This window comes from Aliterella atlantica CENA595 (assembly GCF_000952155.1).
In the GTDB taxonomy this organism is placed as follows: domain Bacteria; phylum Cyanobacteriota; class Cyanobacteriia; order Cyanobacteriales; family Chroococcidiopsidaceae; genus Aliterella; species Aliterella atlantica.
Genome location: NZ_JYON01000003.1, coordinates 175,174 through 192,933 on the forward strand (window position 1 = coordinate 175,174; position 17,760 = coordinate 192,933).

Below are 17,760 nucleotides of genomic sequence, written 5' to 3' on the forward strand. Positions count from 1 at the left end.
CTGCGCTGGGCATAGCGTACCATAATCTGCTGTAAATACTTGTGTTTTTGACTTACAGAGCCAATATATTTAAGAAAGTTACAGATTTTTTAAATTTGTTGGATTAGCTCTTCTAGGCGAATTAATTTTTACTTAATCGCGTCATACATTTCCTGCGTTTTTGGACAAATTCTAACTACACTAGCTTTTCGGATGTTTGTGCTGTTGTTTTTAGATTTAAAAACTTCATAAAAACTGTATTCTTTGTTGCTATTCAAGCAATCTATATTATTACTTAAACTTTCTGTATTATTTACTCTCAATAGCAAGCACTTACGTATAATCGCGGTTAACCTATAAACTAATCTAAGCTATTATTAACATTTTAACGGTCGAAAGGCAGGAGAAAGCTAATAGCTTTACTGTATTGCTCAAATAAGAGTTTTTTATTAACTTAATAATACTTGTAAAGCTTAGTCAACTTTTGCTTTTAATTTAAAACAATACATCGAGATAGTTTTTTAAACATTTATTAATAGTATATGTTTTTCAAATCCTTAAAGCAAACTACAGCCAAAAGTTTTAATAAAATTCCCCTGCAACTTATCTCAATTGCTCCCTTTGTGCTGCTAATATTTGCTGCTGTGGGATTGACAGGTTACTTATCATTGCGTAATGGCGAAAAAGCAGTCAAAAAATTGTCTGCTCAACTCCGAGTAAACGTTACTGCAAGAGTACGCCAGCATTTAGATGTTTACTTAGCTATCCCTCACCAGATCAATCAAATTAACGCTAATGCGATTGAGCAAGGAATGCTAGATACCAAAAATCTGCGTAGTGTAGGGCGTTACTTTTACGCGCAAATGCAGACATTTAACGAGTTTGGCTACATTAACTTTGGCAACCCTCAAGGTGATTTTATTGGTATTTATCGCGCTCCTGATGGTAACTTGCGGATGGATATAATCGAGCAAGCTTATCTTGGTGAATATCATGGTTTCGCTACAGACAAGCAAGGAAATCCGACTAAGCAAATTATCGTTGATAAATTCGATTTTCGTAGAGATAGCTGGTATATAGATGCAGTAAAAGCGGGACACCCATTATGGAGCGAAATTTATACATGGGATGACGATCCTTCAATTCTTTCTGTTTCTGCAAGCTATCCTTTATACGATACAGATAAGCAATTAATTGGGGCAATTGGTATTGACTATATCTTGTCACTTCTAAGTAACTTTTTAAGTCAAATTCAAGTTAGTCCATCAGCAAAGATATTTATTTTAGAGCGGAACGGCTTAATCGTAGCGACTTCAACTCAAGAAGGATTTTTTAAACTAGACAATGGCGAAGCACAAAGAATTAAAGCAATTGACAGTCAAGATCCGGCAATTAAACAAACAACCAAGTATTTAGTCGATCGCTATAAAAACTTAAGTCAAATTCAGAGCAGCCAACACATAGACTTAAATATTGCTGGCGAAAAAACCTTCGCTCAAGTTACTCCTTGGCAAGATAAATATGGTTTAAATTGGCTGATTGTCGTTACTGTGCCAGAATCGGACTTTATAGCAGAAATTCAAGCAAACACTCGCCATACTATATTTTTGTGCCTATTAGCTTTAGCGATCGCCACATTAATTGGTATTTATACTTCTAGCTGGATTGTGCAACCGCTATTGCATCTAAGTCAAGCATCCGAAGCGATCGCATCAGGAGAACTAGACAAGCAAGTAGAAGTATCAAAAATTGAGGAATTAGGGATTGTTGCCCAGTCTTTTAACCGGATGGCGCAGCAATTGCGCGAGTCCTTCAATGCCTTAGCAACAAGCAACGAACAATTAGAAAGCAGAGTAAAAGAACGTACAGCCCAATTAACTAAAGCTAAAGAGCAAGCAGAAGTAGCTAGCCAAGCTAAAAGCGAGTTTCTTTCCAATATAAGTCACGAACTGCGGACTCCGCTCAATGGCATTTTGGGTTACGCGCAAATTCTCAAACGCGATCGCACTTTAAGTTCCGAACAGCTTAATGGTGTGCATATTATTTATAAAAGTGGCACTCACCTATTAACTTTAATTAATGACATTTTAGATATTGCTAAAATCGAAGCTAGAAAAATGGAACTCAACTGCACAGAATTTCATTTTCAAACATTTATGCAGGGAGTAGTAGAGATCGTCCGCATGAGGGCTTTAGAGAAAGATATTGACTTTAAATATGAAAATCATAGCAATTCAATTGCGATAATTCGTGCAGATGAAAAACGATTGAGACAAATTCTGCTCAATCTATTAAGCAACGCTGTTAAATTTACAGAACGCGGACAAGTCATCCTCAAGGTAAGTGGCGATCGCCCCCTAAAAGAAGTATCATCGAATTCCTTTGTACAGCAGGTAATTTGCTTTGAGGTTATTGATACAGGTATGGGCATGGATGCCGAACAGCTAGCAAAAATTTTTCAACCTTTTGAACAAGTTAGCTCTGCTGGGCAGCGGGTAGAAGGAACAGGCTTAGGCTTAGTAATTAGTCGGCAACTTGTTGAACTAATGGGCGGCAAACTTAACGTCAGCAGCCAATTAAATAAAGGATCTACCTTTTGGTTTAAAGTTACTTTACCCTCAACAAATATATTAGAAGAAACAAAACAAGAACAGCCACTTCAAGTCAAGGGTTATGCAGGAAAACGGCGGAGAATTTTAGTAGCAGACGATAAACTAGAAAATCGCCTAGTATTGCTCGATATGTTAGAGCCTTTGGGTTTCGATCTAGTAGTAGCAGAAAACGGGCAGCAGGAAATTGAACTTGCCCGTACAACTCATCCTGACTTAATTTTGACCGACTTAGTAATGCCAGGCAAAAACGGTTTTGAAGCAGCAGCCGAAATTCGCCAGATGCTTGAACTTAGCGATACAAAAATTATTGCTGTCTCTGCTAGTAGCTTGAGTATAGAACAGCACAACTGGCAAGAAGCAGGATTTACAGCTTTTTTGTCTAAGCCAATTAACGAGCAACACTTACTAAGCCTGTTACAACAACATTTGCAATTAGAGTGGGTTTATGCAGAAGATCCTAAGATGGAAGTAACCCCAAAGTCGGTAGCATCATTAGTCACACCCCCACAAGCAGAGATGGAGGTACTATACGAATTAGCAATGCTCGGCAGTATGCGAAAAATTTGCGATCGCGCTAACTATTTAGAAGCATTAGATGCAAAATATATTCCTTTTGCCCATACCCTCAAAGAACTAGCTGGAGAATTTCAAGAAAAAGCAATTGTCTCCTTAATTAAAAAATATTTGCCTTCCCAATTCCTATGATGAGCGCAAACCCCATTATTAATAGCGAATCTGAGTCAGCAGAGGCAACAATTTTGGTTGTTGACGATAGCCCAATTAATTTGCGGCTAGCTGCCGAATATCTAGAAGCTAAAAATTTTGTTGTTTTAGTCGCTCAAGATGGTGAAAGCGGTTTACAAAGGGCAAAGTATGCACGTCCGCAGATGATTTTGCTAGACGTACTCTTGCCAGGAATAGATGGCTTTGAAACTTGTCGTCAACTCAAAGCCGATCCTCAAACTCAAGCTATTCCGATAATTTTCATGACAGCTTTGACAGATACGCAAGATAAAGTCAAAGGATTTGAGTTAGGAGCAGTAGATTACATCACCAAACCCATTCAACAAGAAGAACTTTTAGCTCGAATTAATACTCACTTGCGGGTTCAGGCATTAACTCATCAATTGCAAAAGCAGAACGAATTATTGCAGCAGCAGGCAACAGAACTCCAAATTGCCAGGCAAAAAGCAGAATCCGCTTGCCGCGAACTACTACGTTTAGTCAACATAGATGGCTTAACCGAAGTTGCTAATCGGCGCTGCTTCGACCAACATCTACAAGCAGAATGGCGACGGCTAGCGCGCGAGCAAGCGCCGCTATCTTTAGTTTTGTGCGATATCGACTACTTCAAAAGCTACAACGACTTCTACGGGCATCAGGCGGGCGACAATTGTTTAAAGCAAATTGCTCAATTAATTGCTCGACTTGCCAAGCGTCCAGCAGATTTAGTTGCGCGTTATGGCGGAGAAGAGTTTGCAGTTATATTGCCTAATACCGATGCTCAAGGAGCGATGCAGGTAGCCAAATTAATTTGCTCTGGAATTGAACAACTTAATATCCCCCATGCAAAATCTCGCGTCAGTACAGTTGTAACTGCAAGTTTAGGCATTAGCTGTCAAGTACCGAATCGTGAAACATCCGTTGAATCGCTAATTGCTGCTGCCGATCGCTCGTTATATACTGCCAAAAAGCAAGGACGCAATAATTACAAGCTATACGATGCCATCTTTTCCTGTCCTAAATAACCAGGTTGCACGATTTCTCCTGTCAAGCTGAAAGCACGAGCGTCTGTAATTTTGACTCGGACTAATTTGCCTCTTAATTGGCTAATATTGCCTGTAAAGAAAGTCAGACGATTTCCCCGCGTTCTCCCCATGACTTGAGAGGGATCTTTAGGATTTTGGTCTTCTACTAATACTTCTTCTGTGCGGTTGAGATATCGCTGATTGCGCCTTTCTGCTTGGACATTAACCAGGTGATTGAGTCTTTGTAGGCGATCGCTTTTTACTTCTTCGCTCAGTTGATTATCCCACAAAGCCGCAGGAGTTCCAGGACGAGGCGAATAGGCAGCAGTATTGAGATGATCGAATTCGATATCTGTAACTAATTGCAGCGTATTTTCAAACTGCGCCTCAGTTTCCCCAGGAAAACCGACAATAGTATCGGCGCTAATAGATGCATCGGGCATATAGCGACGTACAGTATCGATAATCCGGCGATATTTCTCCTGAGTATATCCCCGCGACATTTGTTTTAATATTTCGTTATCCCCTGATTGAAAGGGAATATGGAAGTGTTCGCAGACTTTAGGCAGTTCGGCACAAGCTTTAATTAGTCGCTCGGTAAAATAGCGCGGGTGACTGGTAGCAAAGCGAATCCGCTCAATTGTTGGCACGTCATGCACGTAATAAAGTAAATCTGTCAAAGTATGCAGGTGACGACCTTCTGGCGTAGTTCCTGGCAAATCTCGCCCGTAAGCATCGATATTTTGACCGAGTAAAGTTATTTCCTTATAACCCAATCTGCCTAGCTGTTCCATTTCAGCGCGGATAGCTTCAGGCGTGCGCGATTGTTCCACGCCGCGTACGTTAGGAACCACGCAATAAGTACAGCGTTCGTTGCAGCCATAAATTACATTTACCCAAGCTGTAACCGTACTATCGCGGCGTGGCTTAGTAATATCTTCAACAATATGGACTGTTTCTGTCGCTACTACTTGGTTGCCATCAAAAACTTGTTGCAACAAATCTTCCAAACGGTTAGCGTGTTGAGGTCCCATAACTAAATCTAGTTCGGGGACTCGTCTTAGCAGCGCTTCTCCTTCCTGCTGCGCTACACAGCCAGCAACTACCAAAGTAAGGTTAGGTTCGTTGTGTTTGCGCTTGGCTTGTCTACCTAAGTAGGAATAAACCTTTTGTTCAGCATTATCCCGAATCGTACAAGTATTATAGACAATTAAATCGGCTTGATTTGGGTCGGGCGATCGCTCGAAACCCATATTTTCTAAAATACCAGCCATGCGTTCGGAGTCAGCTTTGTTCATCTGACAGCCAAAAGTAACGATATGGTAGAGGCGGTTAAAAGCGATCGTGTCCATTTATAAACTAAATAATATAGTAAAAAAGGTTATGCCAATCTTTATTATAGTTTTTGGCATTATGTAGAGCGACCTTTAGTTTACTATGAATGACTCCTTAAACTTGGATAAGTTCAAACAGCAAATTGCCGATATGTACTCGCAAAGGAGTAGCAACTACGACGATGAAGGCGATTTTCATCCATCAATTGCTCATCATCTAGTTGAATACGCCAACATCCAAACAGGACAAAAAGTATTAGACATTGCTACTGGGACAGGTTTAGTTGCCATTGAAGCCGCCCAACTTGTAGGTTCAAATGGTCGAGTAGTAGGAGTAGATATTTCTACTGGGATGCTCGATATGGCAAATACCAAAGCTAAGGCAGCAGGACTAGATAATATTGAGTTTAAACTAGCCGATGCTGAAACTCTAGACTTTCCAGATAGCAGCTTTGATACGATTTTATGTTCTTCAGCACTAATTTTGCTGACCGATATTCCCAAAGCTTTGCGCCGATGGCATCAATTTCTCAAAGTAGGCGGATTAATTGGTTTTCATGGCTTTGCCGAAACAGCTTTCATTACTGGCGTTATCTTGGGGAAAGTTGCCCGAAAACACGGCATTGGGCTAAATTTTCACGGAATAACTGGTACTCAAGAAAAATGCTCCACTTTGCTAACTGATGCAGGTTTTACCGATATTGAAATAAAAAGCGCACAATATGGCAGCTATATCAGCTTAGAGCGAGCAAAAAATATTTGGGCAATCAGCTTAAAACATCCTCTCAGCAGTTCTTTACGGCAACTCTCACCAGAGCAATTAATCCAGGCTAAAGCTGATTATGACGCAGAACTAGAAGCATTAGTTACAGATAAAGGCATTTGGGACGATGTTACTATCTTCTTTACTTTCGGACGTAAAGGAACAAACAATAAATCTCTGTTATGAATATCCTAGAGGTCGCGCTGCGTACCCCACAGCAAGACTACGCCTACATCTGCGTTCATCTGCGTGCATCTGGGTTCGTTCTTACTTTATCTACTCAACACAGGTAACATGAATTATTACAGTTAGTTACTTACATTTATGTCTCCAAACAATCTAACGCTCAACTTGGTTGAAGGTTCAGTATCCTTTAGGTTCCAAGCCGAGTCAGCGCGAGATTTGCAAGCAGCGATCGCTCAATTAATGACAAGACTCAAAACCTCCAGTGTCAAAACTCCTGGCGTTAAAGCTACCCCCCAACCTCCCCTAGAATACCGTTATACAGGAGATGTATTTTTAGAAATCTTCTGCAACCCTAATATCTGGGCTACTCCTTTTGCAGCGAAAGTTTTAATTACCGTTCGCGATACTAATATTCGCCTCACAACAGAAGCAGAACTTACTCGTTTAATAGAAGACCTCAATCAGTATCTAGAACAATTTTAAGCCCCAATATAGCAAAGCAAGCAAGTTTAAGTAATGGCGTAAAACTCGCTTGCCTTGCTGCAACTTCATAAATTGCTAATAATTTTGATTGTTTTTGGCTTTGTTGTTGACAGGCTTGATATGTACCAAATCAACTCATTTTTAGATTAAGATTTCTGTCGCCCTTCACAAAAAATAACATCGCTCAAGGGCTATTATTACTCAATTTCAGCAAATTTATTTTTTAAATCGTCTTGTTGCCAATAAAGCTAGTCGTTATCCCATTCTTCCCGACCGATCAAATCGGCGATGCGATCGCGCAGTAAAAAATCACATTTTTCTAGTTCGCATTCTACGCAAACCCATTCACGGGGCGGGATGTACTGACATAATGTATAGATCGGCTGCTGCCGACTAATGACTCCTTTTTCTACTAATTGACGAGCTTCGTCTTGAATTACATCCAAAGAATATCGAATTGATGGCAACGTATTCACACTCATGGTTTTTACCTAAGAAATTTACCTTTTATCTTGTGCTGAACGCTCACCAGGCTAACAAATCTTTTAGAAATCAGCCTCAGTAGCAATGCATTTGTAGCTGGCTATACTGAATTGATTTCATTGTGGCGCTATATTATCTGACTCTATATTAATATATATTGCGATTGCTAGCAAATCTTGACAAAGTAGTTAAAAAATAACTTGGGGTAGATTTTCTCTATAAACTCAAGCAAACGCCTGTTTTCGCTTGTTTTCTGTTTAAACTATAAAGGGAAAACTAATTTAGATAGGTCATCAATTGCTGAAAAAAGCAAAAATTATATCTAAAGATATAGAAGGTTATACACCAAATAGCGATTGCAAAGCGATCGCTTGAGCATCAGGCATTTGTCCGTAAGAAAAGACGCAAGGAGTTGACGAATTAGCCGCAGGCATAAACTTTTCCAGCACATAAGGACTACCGTAAATAACTAAAGCTTGCAGATTGTTAGAGCTTAATAATTTCTTAAACCAGCTAATTGCGACATCAGTCAAACCCGTACTATCTTGAAATGGATTGCTACGAATAAATAGTTGCAGTAAAGTAGGGCGATCGATCGCCAGATCGTTGTTTAAGGGCGTATGGCGATCGCAAAGCCAAGTAGTATAACCGAGTTGTTGGGGAATAGCGATCGCTGGTGCTTGAGGATTTAAGAACTTGTTGCAAGTCAGCAATTGGTCTACAACAACGACATTTAGCAATTCTTCAGTTGGAGATGATAGCTGCAAGGGTACTTTGCCATAAACTTGCCCGCTTGCTTGCAAAATACTCATAACTGTATCGCTAGCTGCGCTTTGTGCTAATTGCGTGGCAATTGTGTCAGGCGCAACTGTATGACTAACTTTGGCTTTGGCGTGCCAAATTCGCTCTACCGAGTCACGAATTCTATAAGGTGAGATGCGCCCGCTTTCTACCGCACTACATACTGCTTTAATTGCACCTTCAGGATCTAAAGGCATTAACAAGATATCTGCGCCAGCTTCTACCGCTAAAACTGGGGCTTCATTTGCACCGTAGCGATTAGCGATCGCTCCCATTACTAAAGCATCGGTAACAATTAAGCCTGTAAATCCTAAATTTTGCCGCAATTGGTGAGTTAAAATTTCTGCTGATAGCGTGGCTGGATTTTCGGCATCCCAACATTTAATAATTAGGTGAGCGCTCATAACAGCATCTACACCTGAAGCGATCGCCGCTTGAAATGGCGGCAATTCTATTTCTGCTAGGCGCTGGGGCGAGTGCGGTATTATAGGTAAGTCAAAATGAGAATCTATGCTTGTATCGCCATGACCAGGAAAATGTTTGGCGGTAGTTAAGGCGGGATAGTTTTTCGCCCCTTGAATAAACGCAGTTGTTAATTGACTAACTTCGGCTGGATTTTCCCCAAAAGCTCTAATGTTGATGACAGGGTTATTGGGATTGTTGTTGACATCTACAGTTGGTGCAAGTATCCAGTTAATGCCAATAGCTAGGGCTTCTTGAGCGGTAATTGCGCCCATTTGCTGGGCATATTGTTGGGCGAGGCTGGGATTTTGCCGCGCTATAGAGCTAATTGCCATTGGTGGCGCAAACCAAGTTGCACCCGAAAACCTTTGTCCTACGCCTTCTTCGATATCAGCAGAAATTAGTAAGGGAATTTTTGCCCAATTTTGGACTTGTTGCGCTCTTAGAGTTAGTTCTACTGCACTCCCACCCAAAAAAATTACCCCACCTACCCCTAATTCAATTAAATGCTGCAACTTTGCTGCTGTCGGTTCCCATACGGGATATTGAATTTGGCGATCAAATAAGTAGCCAGAAGCACGAACTACAACCATCTGTGCTACAAGTTCTGCTAGGGTGAGGGTATCTAGATCGGGTAGCGTAGTCACAACTTGCACTTAAAAGCGATGGGACTTAGGCATTCTAAACTAGATTTAGTTGTAGCAGTGTTTAGTTTTCTTGAGCGTCTACGTAATCGTCTTCGGTGTCTTCTGCTGGGCGATTTTGGTTTAACTGATTAATTAGGGACAAAACTCGCGTCCCTCTTTCGATGGAAGTATCTTCTTGGAAAATTACTTCCGGCGTTCGGCGCAGGCGTACTCTTTGCCCTAATTCGCTGCGAACGTAGCCTGTGGCTGATTTTAAGCCTGCCATTGTCTCTTGTTTAGCTTCTTGACTGCCATAGATACTAACGTATATTTTGGCGTGTTGGAGGTCGCCTGATACGTCTACGTCAGTGACGCTGACCATTCCTGCTCCTACTCTGTCATCTTTGATGCCGTTTAGTAGCATTTGGCTAACTTCGCGTTTGATTAGTTCGGCGACGCGAGAAATTCGACGGCTTGTAGCCATAATTATTTTGGTTCCTGTTTCTGGTTCAAATTGTACTTAAACCCAGCATTGCTCGAAGGGTGAAGATAGTGAAGACTATTATGCCGACAAATAGGCTGATTGTAGCGATCGCGCTGGCTGGATTTTTAAATAATGGTGCTAGTGGGGAGAAGGTGTTTAGTAGTACGCCTAGTATGATTGTAATGAAGTAGCGGGGGTAGCGCGAGACGTTTTCCCAAAATCCGTCGAACATAATCTGTTTTTAAGTCTAGTTTTTAGATATGTTTATTGTAATATGGCGGTTTTTGTTTTGAACGAACCGTTGAGACGCTGAGGATGCAGAGAAAAGAGAAGTTGGAGTTGTTTGCTTTTTTGTTAAATGCTATCTGTAAATGCTAGGTTGGGTTGCGCTCGTCCTTTTTTGAAGTGGGCTGGTGGAAAAGGTAAGCTGATTGAGCAGTTTGTTACTTATTTTCCTGATGGGTTCGATCGCTATTATGAGCCTTTTTTGGGCGGTGGGGCTGTGTTTTTTTATTTAGGCGATCGCTTTCCTCATATTCCTAAGTTTGTTTCCGATGTTAATCCCGATCTAATTAATGCCTATTTGTGTGTTCGAGATGATGTTGACTTATTAATTAGTTTGTTGAATGAGCATCAGCTAAAACATAGTAAAGAGTATTATTATCAGGTTCGTGCTAATAAGTTTAAAAATGCTTTTGAGCAGGCAGCACGTTTGATTTATTTAAATAAGACTTGTTTTAATGGGTTGTATCGAGAAAATTCTAAAGGTGAGTTTAATGTACCTTTAGGCAAGTATAAAAATCCTAATATATGTAATGTTGAACTGTTGCGTTGTGCCGCGATCGCTTTGCAAGATACTGATATCTCTGTCAGACATTTTGTTGATGTTTTAGATCGTGCTGAAATAGAGCGGGATTTTGTATATTTCGATCCGCCTTATTATCCTTTAAATTCTACTAGCAATTTTACGTCTTATAGTCGCGATTTTTTTGGTGAAAGCGAGCAAACAAAGCTAAGAGATACGTTTAAATTGTTAGCTGAACGTGGTGTAAAAGTTATGTCATCTAATTCTGATTGCGCTTTTGTCCGCGAACTTTACGCTGAGTTTAATATTCATGAAATATTAGCAGCAAGAGCTATTAATTCAAGAGTCAGTAAACGCGGCAAGATTACAGAACTTTTAATAACATCTTACTAAGATAGAGAAACTTGCTTAAAATGTTCAACTGTTGGAAATGGCTCGTAGAAGTGATGTAATAAATTTTTCCACTGTTGATATTCAGCAGAGTTTCTAAAACCAATTGTATGAGCCTCTAAAGTTTCCCATCTAACAAGTAGTAGATACTTCCCTTGGACTTCGATACATTTATGAAGTTCATGAGATAAATATCCGTTCATAGAGGCGATTATACTAGAAGCTTGTTGAAAAGCAGATTCAAAATCATTCTCTAGGTTAGGCTTAATACTAAGCATTACCGCTTCAAGAATCATCAGTGTCTTATTAAAATTTAAACTGTTCTCAATTTAACCACACTTCGATCGAACACGGTAGAGTTGGCATCTATACCGCTAATTTCTATGCGATCGCTATACACTTCATAAGCTGCAAAACTTAGTTCGCTGGCTGAAAGTTCCGTCCACTCGGAACGCCCCACTGAACGGGTTCCTGCACCTGCACCGCATACTATATAAGTAGTTCCATTAATAGAGCGGGTACGTTCGTAGTTGTGATCGTGTCCGTTTATGTAAAGCTGCACGCCGTATTTTTGAAATAATGGGGTCAGGGTTTTGATAAATGGTTGGTTTACACCATAACTTCCTGATGAATATATTTGATGATGTCCAAATACGATCTTCCAAGGTGCTTTGCTGCGACTGAGTTCTTTGTCTAGCCACTTTAGTTGTGTTTTCCAGTCGGCGTTGTCGTTGGTGTCTAAAGCAAAAAATTGCACTGAGTTGCGGCGGAATGTGTAGTAACGTTTTCCTTGCATATTAAAGCCAGCATAACGGACTTGTGGTTCGCCGTTGGCGGTGCGGATGTCGTGATTGCCTAAACAAGCTTGGAATTTAACCTTTTTTTGGAGTAATGCTTGATAAGGGCGCTCGAATACAGTGTTGATTTTACTAATCTCGCCGTCGTTGTAAATATTATCGCCAGCTAAAATTACTAAGTCATAAGGGTTTAACTGGTGATGGCGAGTCATAGCTTCAGCCACAGCATACTGTCCTGCTGCTCCTGTACCAGTATCGGCGACAGAAACAAAACGAAAAGGAAGTAATGGCTTGGAAGCGATCGCAGGTGCTATATTGACGCTGGCAGAATTTCGCCGTAGCTTGTTACTCAAAAAAGTTAAACCAAAAGCACCGAAGCTACCTAATGCAAGAAAATGACGACGTTTGAGAGGCATAAGGGTAAACCAGAAGTGATAAATTAGGGCTAAAGAGACAGCACTCGTAAAAATCTAGCCTATTTGTATATCATTTGCTGGCTTGTAGGAAAACTTTAATGTCACAAGAAGAGCAGCCATCACCACCATCAGAAAATCAGCCAAATCACCCTGCAAAACAAAGTCAGTCTGCGATTAAAACTCAAAGTATCAAAGTCTTACGCGGAACAATTCGGCTGCTAGAAGGAGCGGTTTCTAAACTAGAAGCTGAACCAGTAGCAGGTGAGTCCAGCCTTTTTGATGGCGTACAACAAGGTTGGCGCGGGCTATTAGCAACTATCCGCTCGTTCTTACCAGAAAACCTGTCTACTAAGCTTTCAGACTTAGGTTTAACGGGGATAATTGCGACGTTATTAACAGTTGTGGTGTGGATAAGTGCCAATTTGTTGTCTAATAAGCTTCCAGTAGTAGCAAATCTCCCTACCGAACCAGAACCTACACCCACGATAGTTACTCCAATTGAACCAACGATCGCCCCCGAAGAACCAACAGATGCGATCGCGCCTGTAGAAGAACCAGAATCAACGCCAACACTTGAAGAACCTGCACCCGAACCAACGATTCCTACTCCACCAGAATTATCAGCACCCGCTGAACCCGAACCAATTGCTGTTACTCCTCAAAGCGAACCAGTTATCGAACTTACGCCAGAACAAAGTTTGATTGCGTCAGTTCAAGCACAAATTGCTCAAGTTAGCGATCGCTTTGCTGATGGTTTGATTCAATCTGTACAAGCCAATTTTGAGGGTGGTAGTTTAAGTATTCAACTCAAAGATGATTGGTACACTCTCAAGCAAGCCGAGCAAGATAAGCTAGCAAATCGGATGTTTAATGAAGCCGAACAATTAGATTTTACTCGCCTAGAACTTACTGATGCTCAAGGAACTTTGTTAGCTCGTAGTCCAGTTGTCGGCAAAAATATGATAATTTTCAAGCGCCAACAAGTTGCTAGCCAGTTATCTTAAGGATTATTAGGGCGATCGCTTTGCTCTAATAACTTTTTGATAGCTTCAATATGTTCTGCTTCTGAAGCATCTGGCTCTAGCACAATTGTATTAGGATTGCTCATTATCCGTCGAGACTGTTCTTGCAAAATCTGCTGTTCCAGTAATAATTCATCGCTGCTTGAAGAGTTGGAATCGAAATTAGGGTCCATTATGTGTTTCTCCTTTTATTTAGCGATCGCTTTTTGATAAGCCTGTACCTGTAAATCAATGCCTGTAATTGCTGTACCGACAACTACAGCATACGCACCCAAGTCTAAAGCTTGACGCGCCATTTGTGGCGAAGCAATACCGCCTTCACAAATTGCGGGAATATTTAATTTGACTATTTCTTTTAAAAGTTCAAAGCCTGGGGGAGAAAACTTGCTAGTTTCTTCGGTGTAGCCGTAGAGAGTAGTTCCGACTATATCCGCACCAGCATTTATAGATGCGATCGCATTTTCAATCGTATCTACATCTGCCATTACAGGTTTACCTAGTTCGTTATGAATCCACTCAATTAAATTAGTTATTGTTTCGCCTTCAGGACGTTCTCTCGTAGTAGCATCTATAGCAATAATATCTGCTCCTGCTTGGGCGATCGCTTGTGCGTGATGAAACTGCGGCGTGATATATACTTGATAGCCTGGTATTTGCTGCTTCCACAATCCAATAATCGGCACTTGACAGCGCTGGCGTACTGCTTGAATATGAGCGGGTGTATCAATTCTCAGTCCAACTGCACCTCGATTTACAGAGGCTTGAGCAATTGCTGCAATTACATTAGGTTCGTGCAATGGCGAATCTACAGGCGCTTGACACGAGACAATTAAGCCTTGATACAAAGGTGCGATCGCACTCTGGAAATCAACTGACATAGTTAGGAGAATAAATAAGGACGTTAAAACATAGCATCTTAACGTCCTCTACTCTATTAAATATATTTACTTGATTATTTGCTATCAAGCGTTGGTTGTTGCTACTTCTCTAGGCGCATCAGCTTCGACAATTGGCTTTCTTGCTGCTAAATCGAATTTGTATCCATCAGGGAGAACGTGCAGTTTGGCTCCACAAATTGCGATCGCTTCATCTTTTAAGATGTCATCTATATTAGTGTGAATTATATCGGCAACATCGACTACAGTAACCGCGCCTTCGCCAACTACTTCAAACTTGTTGTCTTGCACTACTACCGCAGTATTTTCGTCAATCCCAAATCCTAAAACTGCTGGTTGTTGGGATAAAGCAGAAAGCAAACGCCCCAAACGTCCGCGTTGCAAGAAATGCTGATCTACTACTATGCCTGGTAGAAAACCCATTCCAGGACCCATTTCTACCACATTAACGCGCGGATTGGTTTCTGAGTCGCCTTCTACTATCATCACATCTGGCATCATGGCTGCACCTGCACTCGTACCGCCAATGACAATACCTTCTTGATAGCGTTGATGAATTGCCGCATCAAGTTCTGTATCTTTAAGGATGCTAGTAATCCGCGCTTGATCTCCACCAGTAAAAAAGACTCCGGTAGCCTTGTTTACAGCTTCTATGTAAGTTGGAGAGCTAGCATCATCCCTATGTACTGTGTCAACTATACGGACATTTTCTGCACCCAATCTTTCAAATACTCTTATATAGTCTTCTCCAACTTCTCTAGGCATCTCGGTTGCTACTGTCATCACTACAATCCGAGCGTTTACACCTCCAGCGCGGCGCACAAATTCGCGCAGCACTTTACAATCTCCTTCTTTATCTTCTGCACCGCCAATAATTACCAGTTGCCCTTGGCTCTGACTCATGACGATTATATCCTCTAGCTCTTAATTAATAGTTCTACTAAAGCATGACCAAACAAACTAATAAAAGAGCTATTCGGTAGATGTTTATACAGAAACGAGCTACTCAATTGGTTTTATTTCCAAAGTTTTGACTATGAATTATTCTTGTTATAGCTTGCATTAAAAAGATGAGTATTTATAGTGAATGAATACCCAAACAAATTTATTATGTTTTAAATCTATTTAAACGAATTTGATTTTTAAATTAAATTCCGTACATAGCAGCTTGACAATTTCAATCATCTAGTTGGTAAGATCGCTTAATTAAGTCATTAAGAAAATCGCGAGCGCGGACTAAGGGTAGGTGTCTTGGTTTACCCTCATAGACAATTTGATACTCGTCGCTATCAGGTCCATCACCATAGCCAGCAATTAACTTGAGGTGAAAAGCTTTTTCGGCAAGCTCTCTTATTTCATTTTTGAGTTCAGCTTCTTCGTGTGATATATGCTGCTGGCTCATAAATGTTTTTTATAAACTGTTAAACACATTGTCAACCAAAATTGTGATGTAAGACACCTTTCAAAAGTTATATCTTCAAGAAGGACGATTAAATAAAAAGGAGATTTTATGGTTCAAGCTCGTAGTCAAGATACTGTGCGCGTCAACGCGAGAAAGTCTGATGCCTTCGATATTTTCAATCTCAAGCATTACGAAGGAGCAAACCCGTACTTAAATGTAGGGGCGTTGATATTTGAGTTTGCGCTGACAGGGTACAAAGAGCCTTTACCCATAGAGGAGTATGTAGAAATTATCGGCGATCGCTATCCACAAATTCGTTTACAGCAAAGTTACGATTCCTACGCCCATCTATTTGCCCATACAGTTGCCGAAGTAGGACAACTAGACATGGATTTGCATCTAGATCGTTGGAGCTATCAGCAAAATGGAGATGAGGCAATAATTAGCGTGCAATCGCTGCACGCCCGCACGAGCAGAGCCGTAGTTTACTTTGTTTGGGACTGGTTTGAAGCTATTACCCAAAATCAAAAAATTGTATTTGAAGAGCAAATTCGCGCAATACAGGATATATTTAGGCGATCGGTTTACGGTGGTCCTACTGTGTACGCGCTCCTACGTACAGCGGCTCAAAAAGGTATTCCCGCTTTTTATCTGTGGGATGAAGGGTTGATGCAGTACGGCTATGGCAAAAAACATATACGCGGTATAGCGACAACGTTTGACTGCGACAGTCACTTAGATTCAGACTTTACTACTCGTAAAGATGATTGCAAGGCATTTTTACATACTCTGGGCTTTCCCGTACCTCAAGGGAGCATTGTTACCAACCGCGAGGAAGCAATATCTGTAGCTAAACAAATCGGCTATCCCGTCGCCGTTAAGCCAGTAGTAGGTCATAAAGGTATTGGCGTAACAGCAGATGTGCAAAATGCTGAAGAATTAAAAGCAGCTTTTAATAGAGCAGTTAAAGCTATACCCGAAGAACAACCAACGCGAGTAATTGTTGAAACAAGTATTTCGGGAGCAGATTTTCGCTTGCTGTGCGTCAATGGTAGATTCGTTGCTGCTACCGAACGCCGTCCGGCTTGGGTGGAGGGTGATGGTAAATTAACTATTGGTGAATTGATCGATCGCGAAAATCGCACCAAAGCCAGAAGAGATACACCTACTTCAGCTTTAAGCAAAATTCAGTGCGACGACGCAATGGATATGTTTCTAGAAGAACAAGGATTAACGCTCGATAGCGTTATCGAAAAAGGGCGGACTGTGTATTTACGCAAAGTTGCTAATTTATCGGCTGGTGGCGTGAGTATAGATGCAACTCCTACAGTTCACCCCGATAATATAGTGCTGGCGCAAGATATAGCTCAACATTTTCGCCTAACTTGCTTGGGGATAGATGCGATCGCTCAGAGTTTAGCCCAATCTTGGAAAGATGGTGGCTTTGGCATTTTGGAAATCAATGCTGCACCAGGAATTTTTATGCACCTCAATCCTGCTACGGGTGACAGCGTTGACGTACCTTCGCATATTCTAGAAACATTTTTCTCCTCAAGTGCAGAAGCAAGAATTCCGATAATTACTTTTAATAACGTGTCGGTGGAAGACTTAGAAGAAATTATCGACTACATTCTTTTGCAGCATCCTGATTGGACGATTGGCGCTGTTTGCAACAATGGCGTGTTTGTCAATCGCGCTCAAAAGCACCTCAACAAAGACTACAACAGCAACGTCCAAAACTTGCTTCGCAATCCCAAGCTCGATTTGCTGATTGCTGAATACAAGGGAGACACCTTAGAGCGAGAAGGAATGTTTTATCAAAGCAGCAATTTAGTATTTTTGGACAATCCAACAGAGACAGAGAAGATGCTATCGCGTGATGTTTTTGACGATTCTATAGTAGTAACTAAAGAGAACAATACTATTTCTATTCGCCGTCAAGGATTGATCGAACAGTACGAACTTGGAGAACACGAGCCATTTTCGCGCGTTTATCTCAAGGAAATTGCTACGATTTTGTAGTTCGATATATTAAATCCCAGACAGAGGCTACTTATTGTCGCCTCTGGCT

The 17,760-nt window shown here is 41.0% G+C and carries 18 protein-coding genes; 7 read left to right on the forward strand and 11 right to left on the reverse strand.

Features of this window, described 5'->3' with window-relative positions; all coding sequences use genetic code 11:
- Positions 1 to 521: 521 nt before the first annotated feature.
- Positions 522 to 3,296 carry a hybrid sensor histidine kinase/response regulator gene (locus UH38_RS04750; protein WP_045053476.1) on the forward strand — a complete coding sequence of 925 codons (2,775 nt, stop codon included), beginning with the start codon at positions 522 to 524 and terminating at the stop codon, positions 3,294 to 3,296.
- Positions 3,293 to 4,339: a diguanylate cyclase domain-containing protein gene (locus UH38_RS04755; RefSeq protein ID WP_235355074.1), complete on the forward strand. Its 1,047-nt coding sequence runs from the start codon at positions 3,293 to 3,295 to the stop codon at positions 4,337 to 4,339. Before UH38_RS04750 ends, UH38_RS04755 begins: the two co-directional genes overlap by 4 nt.
- Here the strand turns inward: UH38_RS04755 and miaB are convergent.
- A complete protein-coding gene (gene miaB / locus UH38_RS04760; protein ID WP_072044880.1) occupies positions 4,300 to 5,691 on the reverse strand; it encodes a tRNA (N6-isopentenyl adenosine(37)-C2)-methylthiotransferase MiaB in 1,392 nt (463 codons plus the stop codon). The two genes, UH38_RS04755 and miaB, sit on opposite strands and share 40 nt — an antisense overlap.
- Positions 5,692 to 5,776: 85 nt before the next feature.
- Between miaB and UH38_RS04765 the strand changes: the two genes are divergently transcribed.
- Together UH38_RS04765 and UH38_RS04770 are read left to right on the forward strand one after the other, a co-directional pair.
- Positions 5,777 to 6,622 (forward strand): class I SAM-dependent methyltransferase, encoded by an 846-nt coding sequence (locus UH38_RS04765; protein WP_045053479.1) that lies wholly within the window; start codon positions 5,777 to 5,779, stop codon positions 6,620 to 6,622.
- A 138-nt stretch (positions 6,623 to 6,760) separates the two neighbouring features.
- Positions 6,761 to 7,105 (forward strand): hypothetical protein, encoded by a 345-nt coding sequence (locus UH38_RS04770; RefSeq protein WP_045053480.1) that lies wholly within the window; start codon positions 6,761 to 6,763, stop codon positions 7,103 to 7,105.
- Between the two features lie 248 nt (positions 7,106 to 7,353).
- Here the strand turns inward: UH38_RS04770 and UH38_RS04775 are convergent, their stop codons facing one another.
- The 4 genes from UH38_RS04775 to UH38_RS25270 all read right to left on the reverse strand — a co-directional run bounded on the left by UH38_RS04775 (position 7,354) and on the right by UH38_RS25270 (position 10,193).
- The gene (locus tag UH38_RS04775) at positions 7,354 to 7,587 is read right to left on the reverse strand and encodes a DUF4327 family protein (protein ID WP_045053481.1); all 234 of its coding nucleotides are present in this window, start codon (positions 7,585 to 7,587) and stop codon (positions 7,354 to 7,356) included.
- 339 nt (positions 7,588 to 7,926) lie between these two features.
- A complete protein-coding gene (locus tag UH38_RS04780) occupies positions 7,927 to 9,498 on the reverse strand; it encodes a glycoside hydrolase family 3 protein (RefSeq protein ID WP_072044881.1) in 1,572 nt (523 codons plus the stop codon).
- 61 nt (positions 9,499 to 9,559) lie between these two features.
- Positions 9,560 to 9,961 (reverse strand): 30S ribosome-binding factor RbfA, encoded by a 402-nt coding sequence (rbfA, locus tag UH38_RS04785; RefSeq protein WP_045053482.1) that lies wholly within the window; start codon positions 9,959 to 9,961, stop codon positions 9,560 to 9,562.
- A gap of 25 nt (positions 9,962 to 9,986) precedes the next feature.
- Positions 9,987 to 10,193: a DUF751 family protein gene (locus UH38_RS25270; RefSeq protein ID WP_072044882.1), complete on the reverse strand. Its 207-nt coding sequence runs from the start codon at positions 10,191 to 10,193 to the stop codon at positions 9,987 to 9,989.
- Positions 10,194 to 10,319: 126 nt separating this feature from the next.
- Between UH38_RS25270 and UH38_RS04790 the strand changes: the two genes are divergently transcribed.
- Entirely contained in the window at positions 10,320 to 11,159 is an 840-nt protein-coding gene (locus UH38_RS04790) for a DNA adenine methylase (RefSeq protein ID WP_045053483.1), read from the forward strand.
- Here UH38_RS04790 and UH38_RS04795 read toward each other — a convergent pair.
- Positions 11,156 to 11,452, reverse strand: coding sequence for an antibiotic biosynthesis monooxygenase family protein (locus tag UH38_RS04795; protein WP_045053484.1), 297 nt, complete (start codon positions 11,450 to 11,452; stop codon positions 11,156 to 11,158). The two genes, UH38_RS04790 and UH38_RS04795, sit on opposite strands and share 4 nt — an antisense overlap.
- A 17-nt stretch (positions 11,453 to 11,469) precedes the next feature.
- Positions 11,470 to 12,369, reverse strand: a complete 900-nt coding sequence (locus UH38_RS04800) for a metallophosphoesterase family protein (protein WP_045053485.1) — start codon at positions 12,367 to 12,369, stop codon at positions 11,470 to 11,472.
- A 98-nt stretch (positions 12,370 to 12,467) separates the two neighbouring features.
- Between UH38_RS04800 and UH38_RS04805 the strand changes: the two genes are divergently transcribed.
- Entirely contained in the window at positions 12,468 to 13,373 is a 906-nt protein-coding gene (locus UH38_RS04805; RefSeq protein WP_045053486.1) for a hypothetical protein, read from the forward strand.
- Here UH38_RS04805 and UH38_RS04810 read toward each other — a convergent pair.
- From UH38_RS04810 to UH38_RS04825, 4 genes are all read right to left on the reverse strand, one after another.
- Positions 13,370 to 13,564: a hypothetical protein gene (locus UH38_RS04810; protein ID WP_045053487.1), complete on the reverse strand. Its 195-nt coding sequence runs from the start codon at positions 13,562 to 13,564 to the stop codon at positions 13,370 to 13,372. The two genes, UH38_RS04805 and UH38_RS04810, sit on opposite strands and share 4 nt — an antisense overlap.
- A 15-nt stretch (positions 13,565 to 13,579) precedes the next feature.
- Positions 13,580 to 14,269 (reverse strand): N-acetylmannosamine-6-phosphate 2-epimerase, encoded by a 690-nt coding sequence (locus tag UH38_RS04815; RefSeq protein ID WP_045053488.1) that lies wholly within the window; start codon positions 14,267 to 14,269, stop codon positions 13,580 to 13,582.
- Between the two features lie 84 nt (positions 14,270 to 14,353).
- Positions 14,354 to 15,190 (reverse strand): cyanophycinase, encoded by an 837-nt coding sequence (locus tag UH38_RS04820; RefSeq protein ID WP_045053489.1) that lies wholly within the window; start codon positions 15,188 to 15,190, stop codon positions 14,354 to 14,356.
- 274 nt (positions 15,191 to 15,464) lie between these two features.
- The gene (locus UH38_RS04825) at positions 15,465 to 15,689 is read right to left on the reverse strand and encodes a hypothetical protein (RefSeq protein ID WP_045053490.1); all 225 of its coding nucleotides are present in this window, start codon (positions 15,687 to 15,689) and stop codon (positions 15,465 to 15,467) included.
- Positions 15,690 to 15,797: 108 nt separating this feature from the next.
- Here UH38_RS04825 and UH38_RS04830 point away from each other — a divergent pair, with 108 nt between their 5' ends.
- A complete protein-coding gene (locus tag UH38_RS04830; protein ID WP_045053491.1) occupies positions 15,798 to 17,711 on the forward strand; it encodes an ATP-binding protein in 1,914 nt (637 codons plus the stop codon).
- The last annotated feature ends 49 nt before the right edge of the window (positions 17,712 to 17,760 follow it).

Bases quoted from the DNA above. Each gene is read 5' to 3' on its own strand.
- UH38_RS04765 (WP_045053479.1), top strand. From the start codon at position 5,777: ATGAATGACTCCTTAAACTTGGATAAGTTCAAACAGCAAATTGCCGAT.
- miaB (WP_072044880.1), bottom strand. From the start codon at position 5,691: ATGGACACGATCGCTTTTAACCGCCTCTACCATATCGTTACTTTTGGC.
- UH38_RS04770 (WP_045053480.1), top strand. From the start codon at position 6,761: ATGTCTCCAAACAATCTAACGCTCAACTTGGTTGAAGGTTCAGTATCC.
- UH38_RS04800 (WP_045053485.1), bottom strand. From the start codon at position 12,369: ATGCCTCTCAAACGTCGTCATTTTCTTGCATTAGGTAGCTTCGGTGCT.
- rbfA (WP_045053482.1), bottom strand. From the start codon at position 9,961: ATGGCTACAAGCCGTCGAATTTCTCGCGTCGCCGAACTAATCAAACGC.
- UH38_RS04830 (WP_045053491.1), top strand. From the start codon at position 15,798: ATGGTTCAAGCTCGTAGTCAAGATACTGTGCGCGTCAACGCGAGAAAG.
- UH38_RS04775 (WP_045053481.1), bottom strand. From the start codon at position 7,587: ATGAGTGTGAATACGTTGCCATCAATTCGATATTCTTTGGATGTAATT.
- UH38_RS04795 (WP_045053484.1), bottom strand. From the start codon at position 11,452: ATGATTCTTGAAGCGGTAATGCTTAGTATTAAGCCTAACCTAGAGAAT.
- UH38_RS04805 (WP_045053486.1), top strand. From the start codon at position 12,468: ATGTCACAAGAAGAGCAGCCATCACCACCATCAGAAAATCAGCCAAAT.
- UH38_RS04820 (WP_045053489.1), bottom strand. From the start codon at position 15,190: ATGAGTCAGAGCCAAGGGCAACTGGTAATTATTGGCGGTGCAGAAGAT.
- UH38_RS04825 (WP_045053490.1), bottom strand. From the start codon at position 15,689: ATGAGCCAGCAGCATATATCACACGAAGAAGCTGAACTCAAAAATGAA.
- UH38_RS25270 (WP_072044882.1), bottom strand. From the start codon at position 10,193: ATGTTCGACGGATTTTGGGAAAACGTCTCGCGCTACCCCCGCTACTTC.
- UH38_RS04815 (WP_045053488.1), bottom strand. From the start codon at position 14,269: ATGTCAGTTGATTTCCAGAGTGCGATCGCACCTTTGTATCAAGGCTTA.
- UH38_RS04755 (WP_235355074.1), top strand. From the start codon at position 3,293: ATGATGAGCGCAAACCCCATTATTAATAGCGAATCTGAGTCAGCAGAG.
- UH38_RS04790 (WP_045053483.1), top strand. From the start codon at position 10,320: ATGCTATCTGTAAATGCTAGGTTGGGTTGCGCTCGTCCTTTTTTGAAG.
- UH38_RS04750 (WP_045053476.1), top strand. From the start codon at position 522: ATGTTTTTCAAATCCTTAAAGCAAACTACAGCCAAAAGTTTTAATAAA.
- UH38_RS04810 (WP_045053487.1), bottom strand. From the start codon at position 13,564: ATGGACCCTAATTTCGATTCCAACTCTTCAAGCAGCGATGAATTATTA.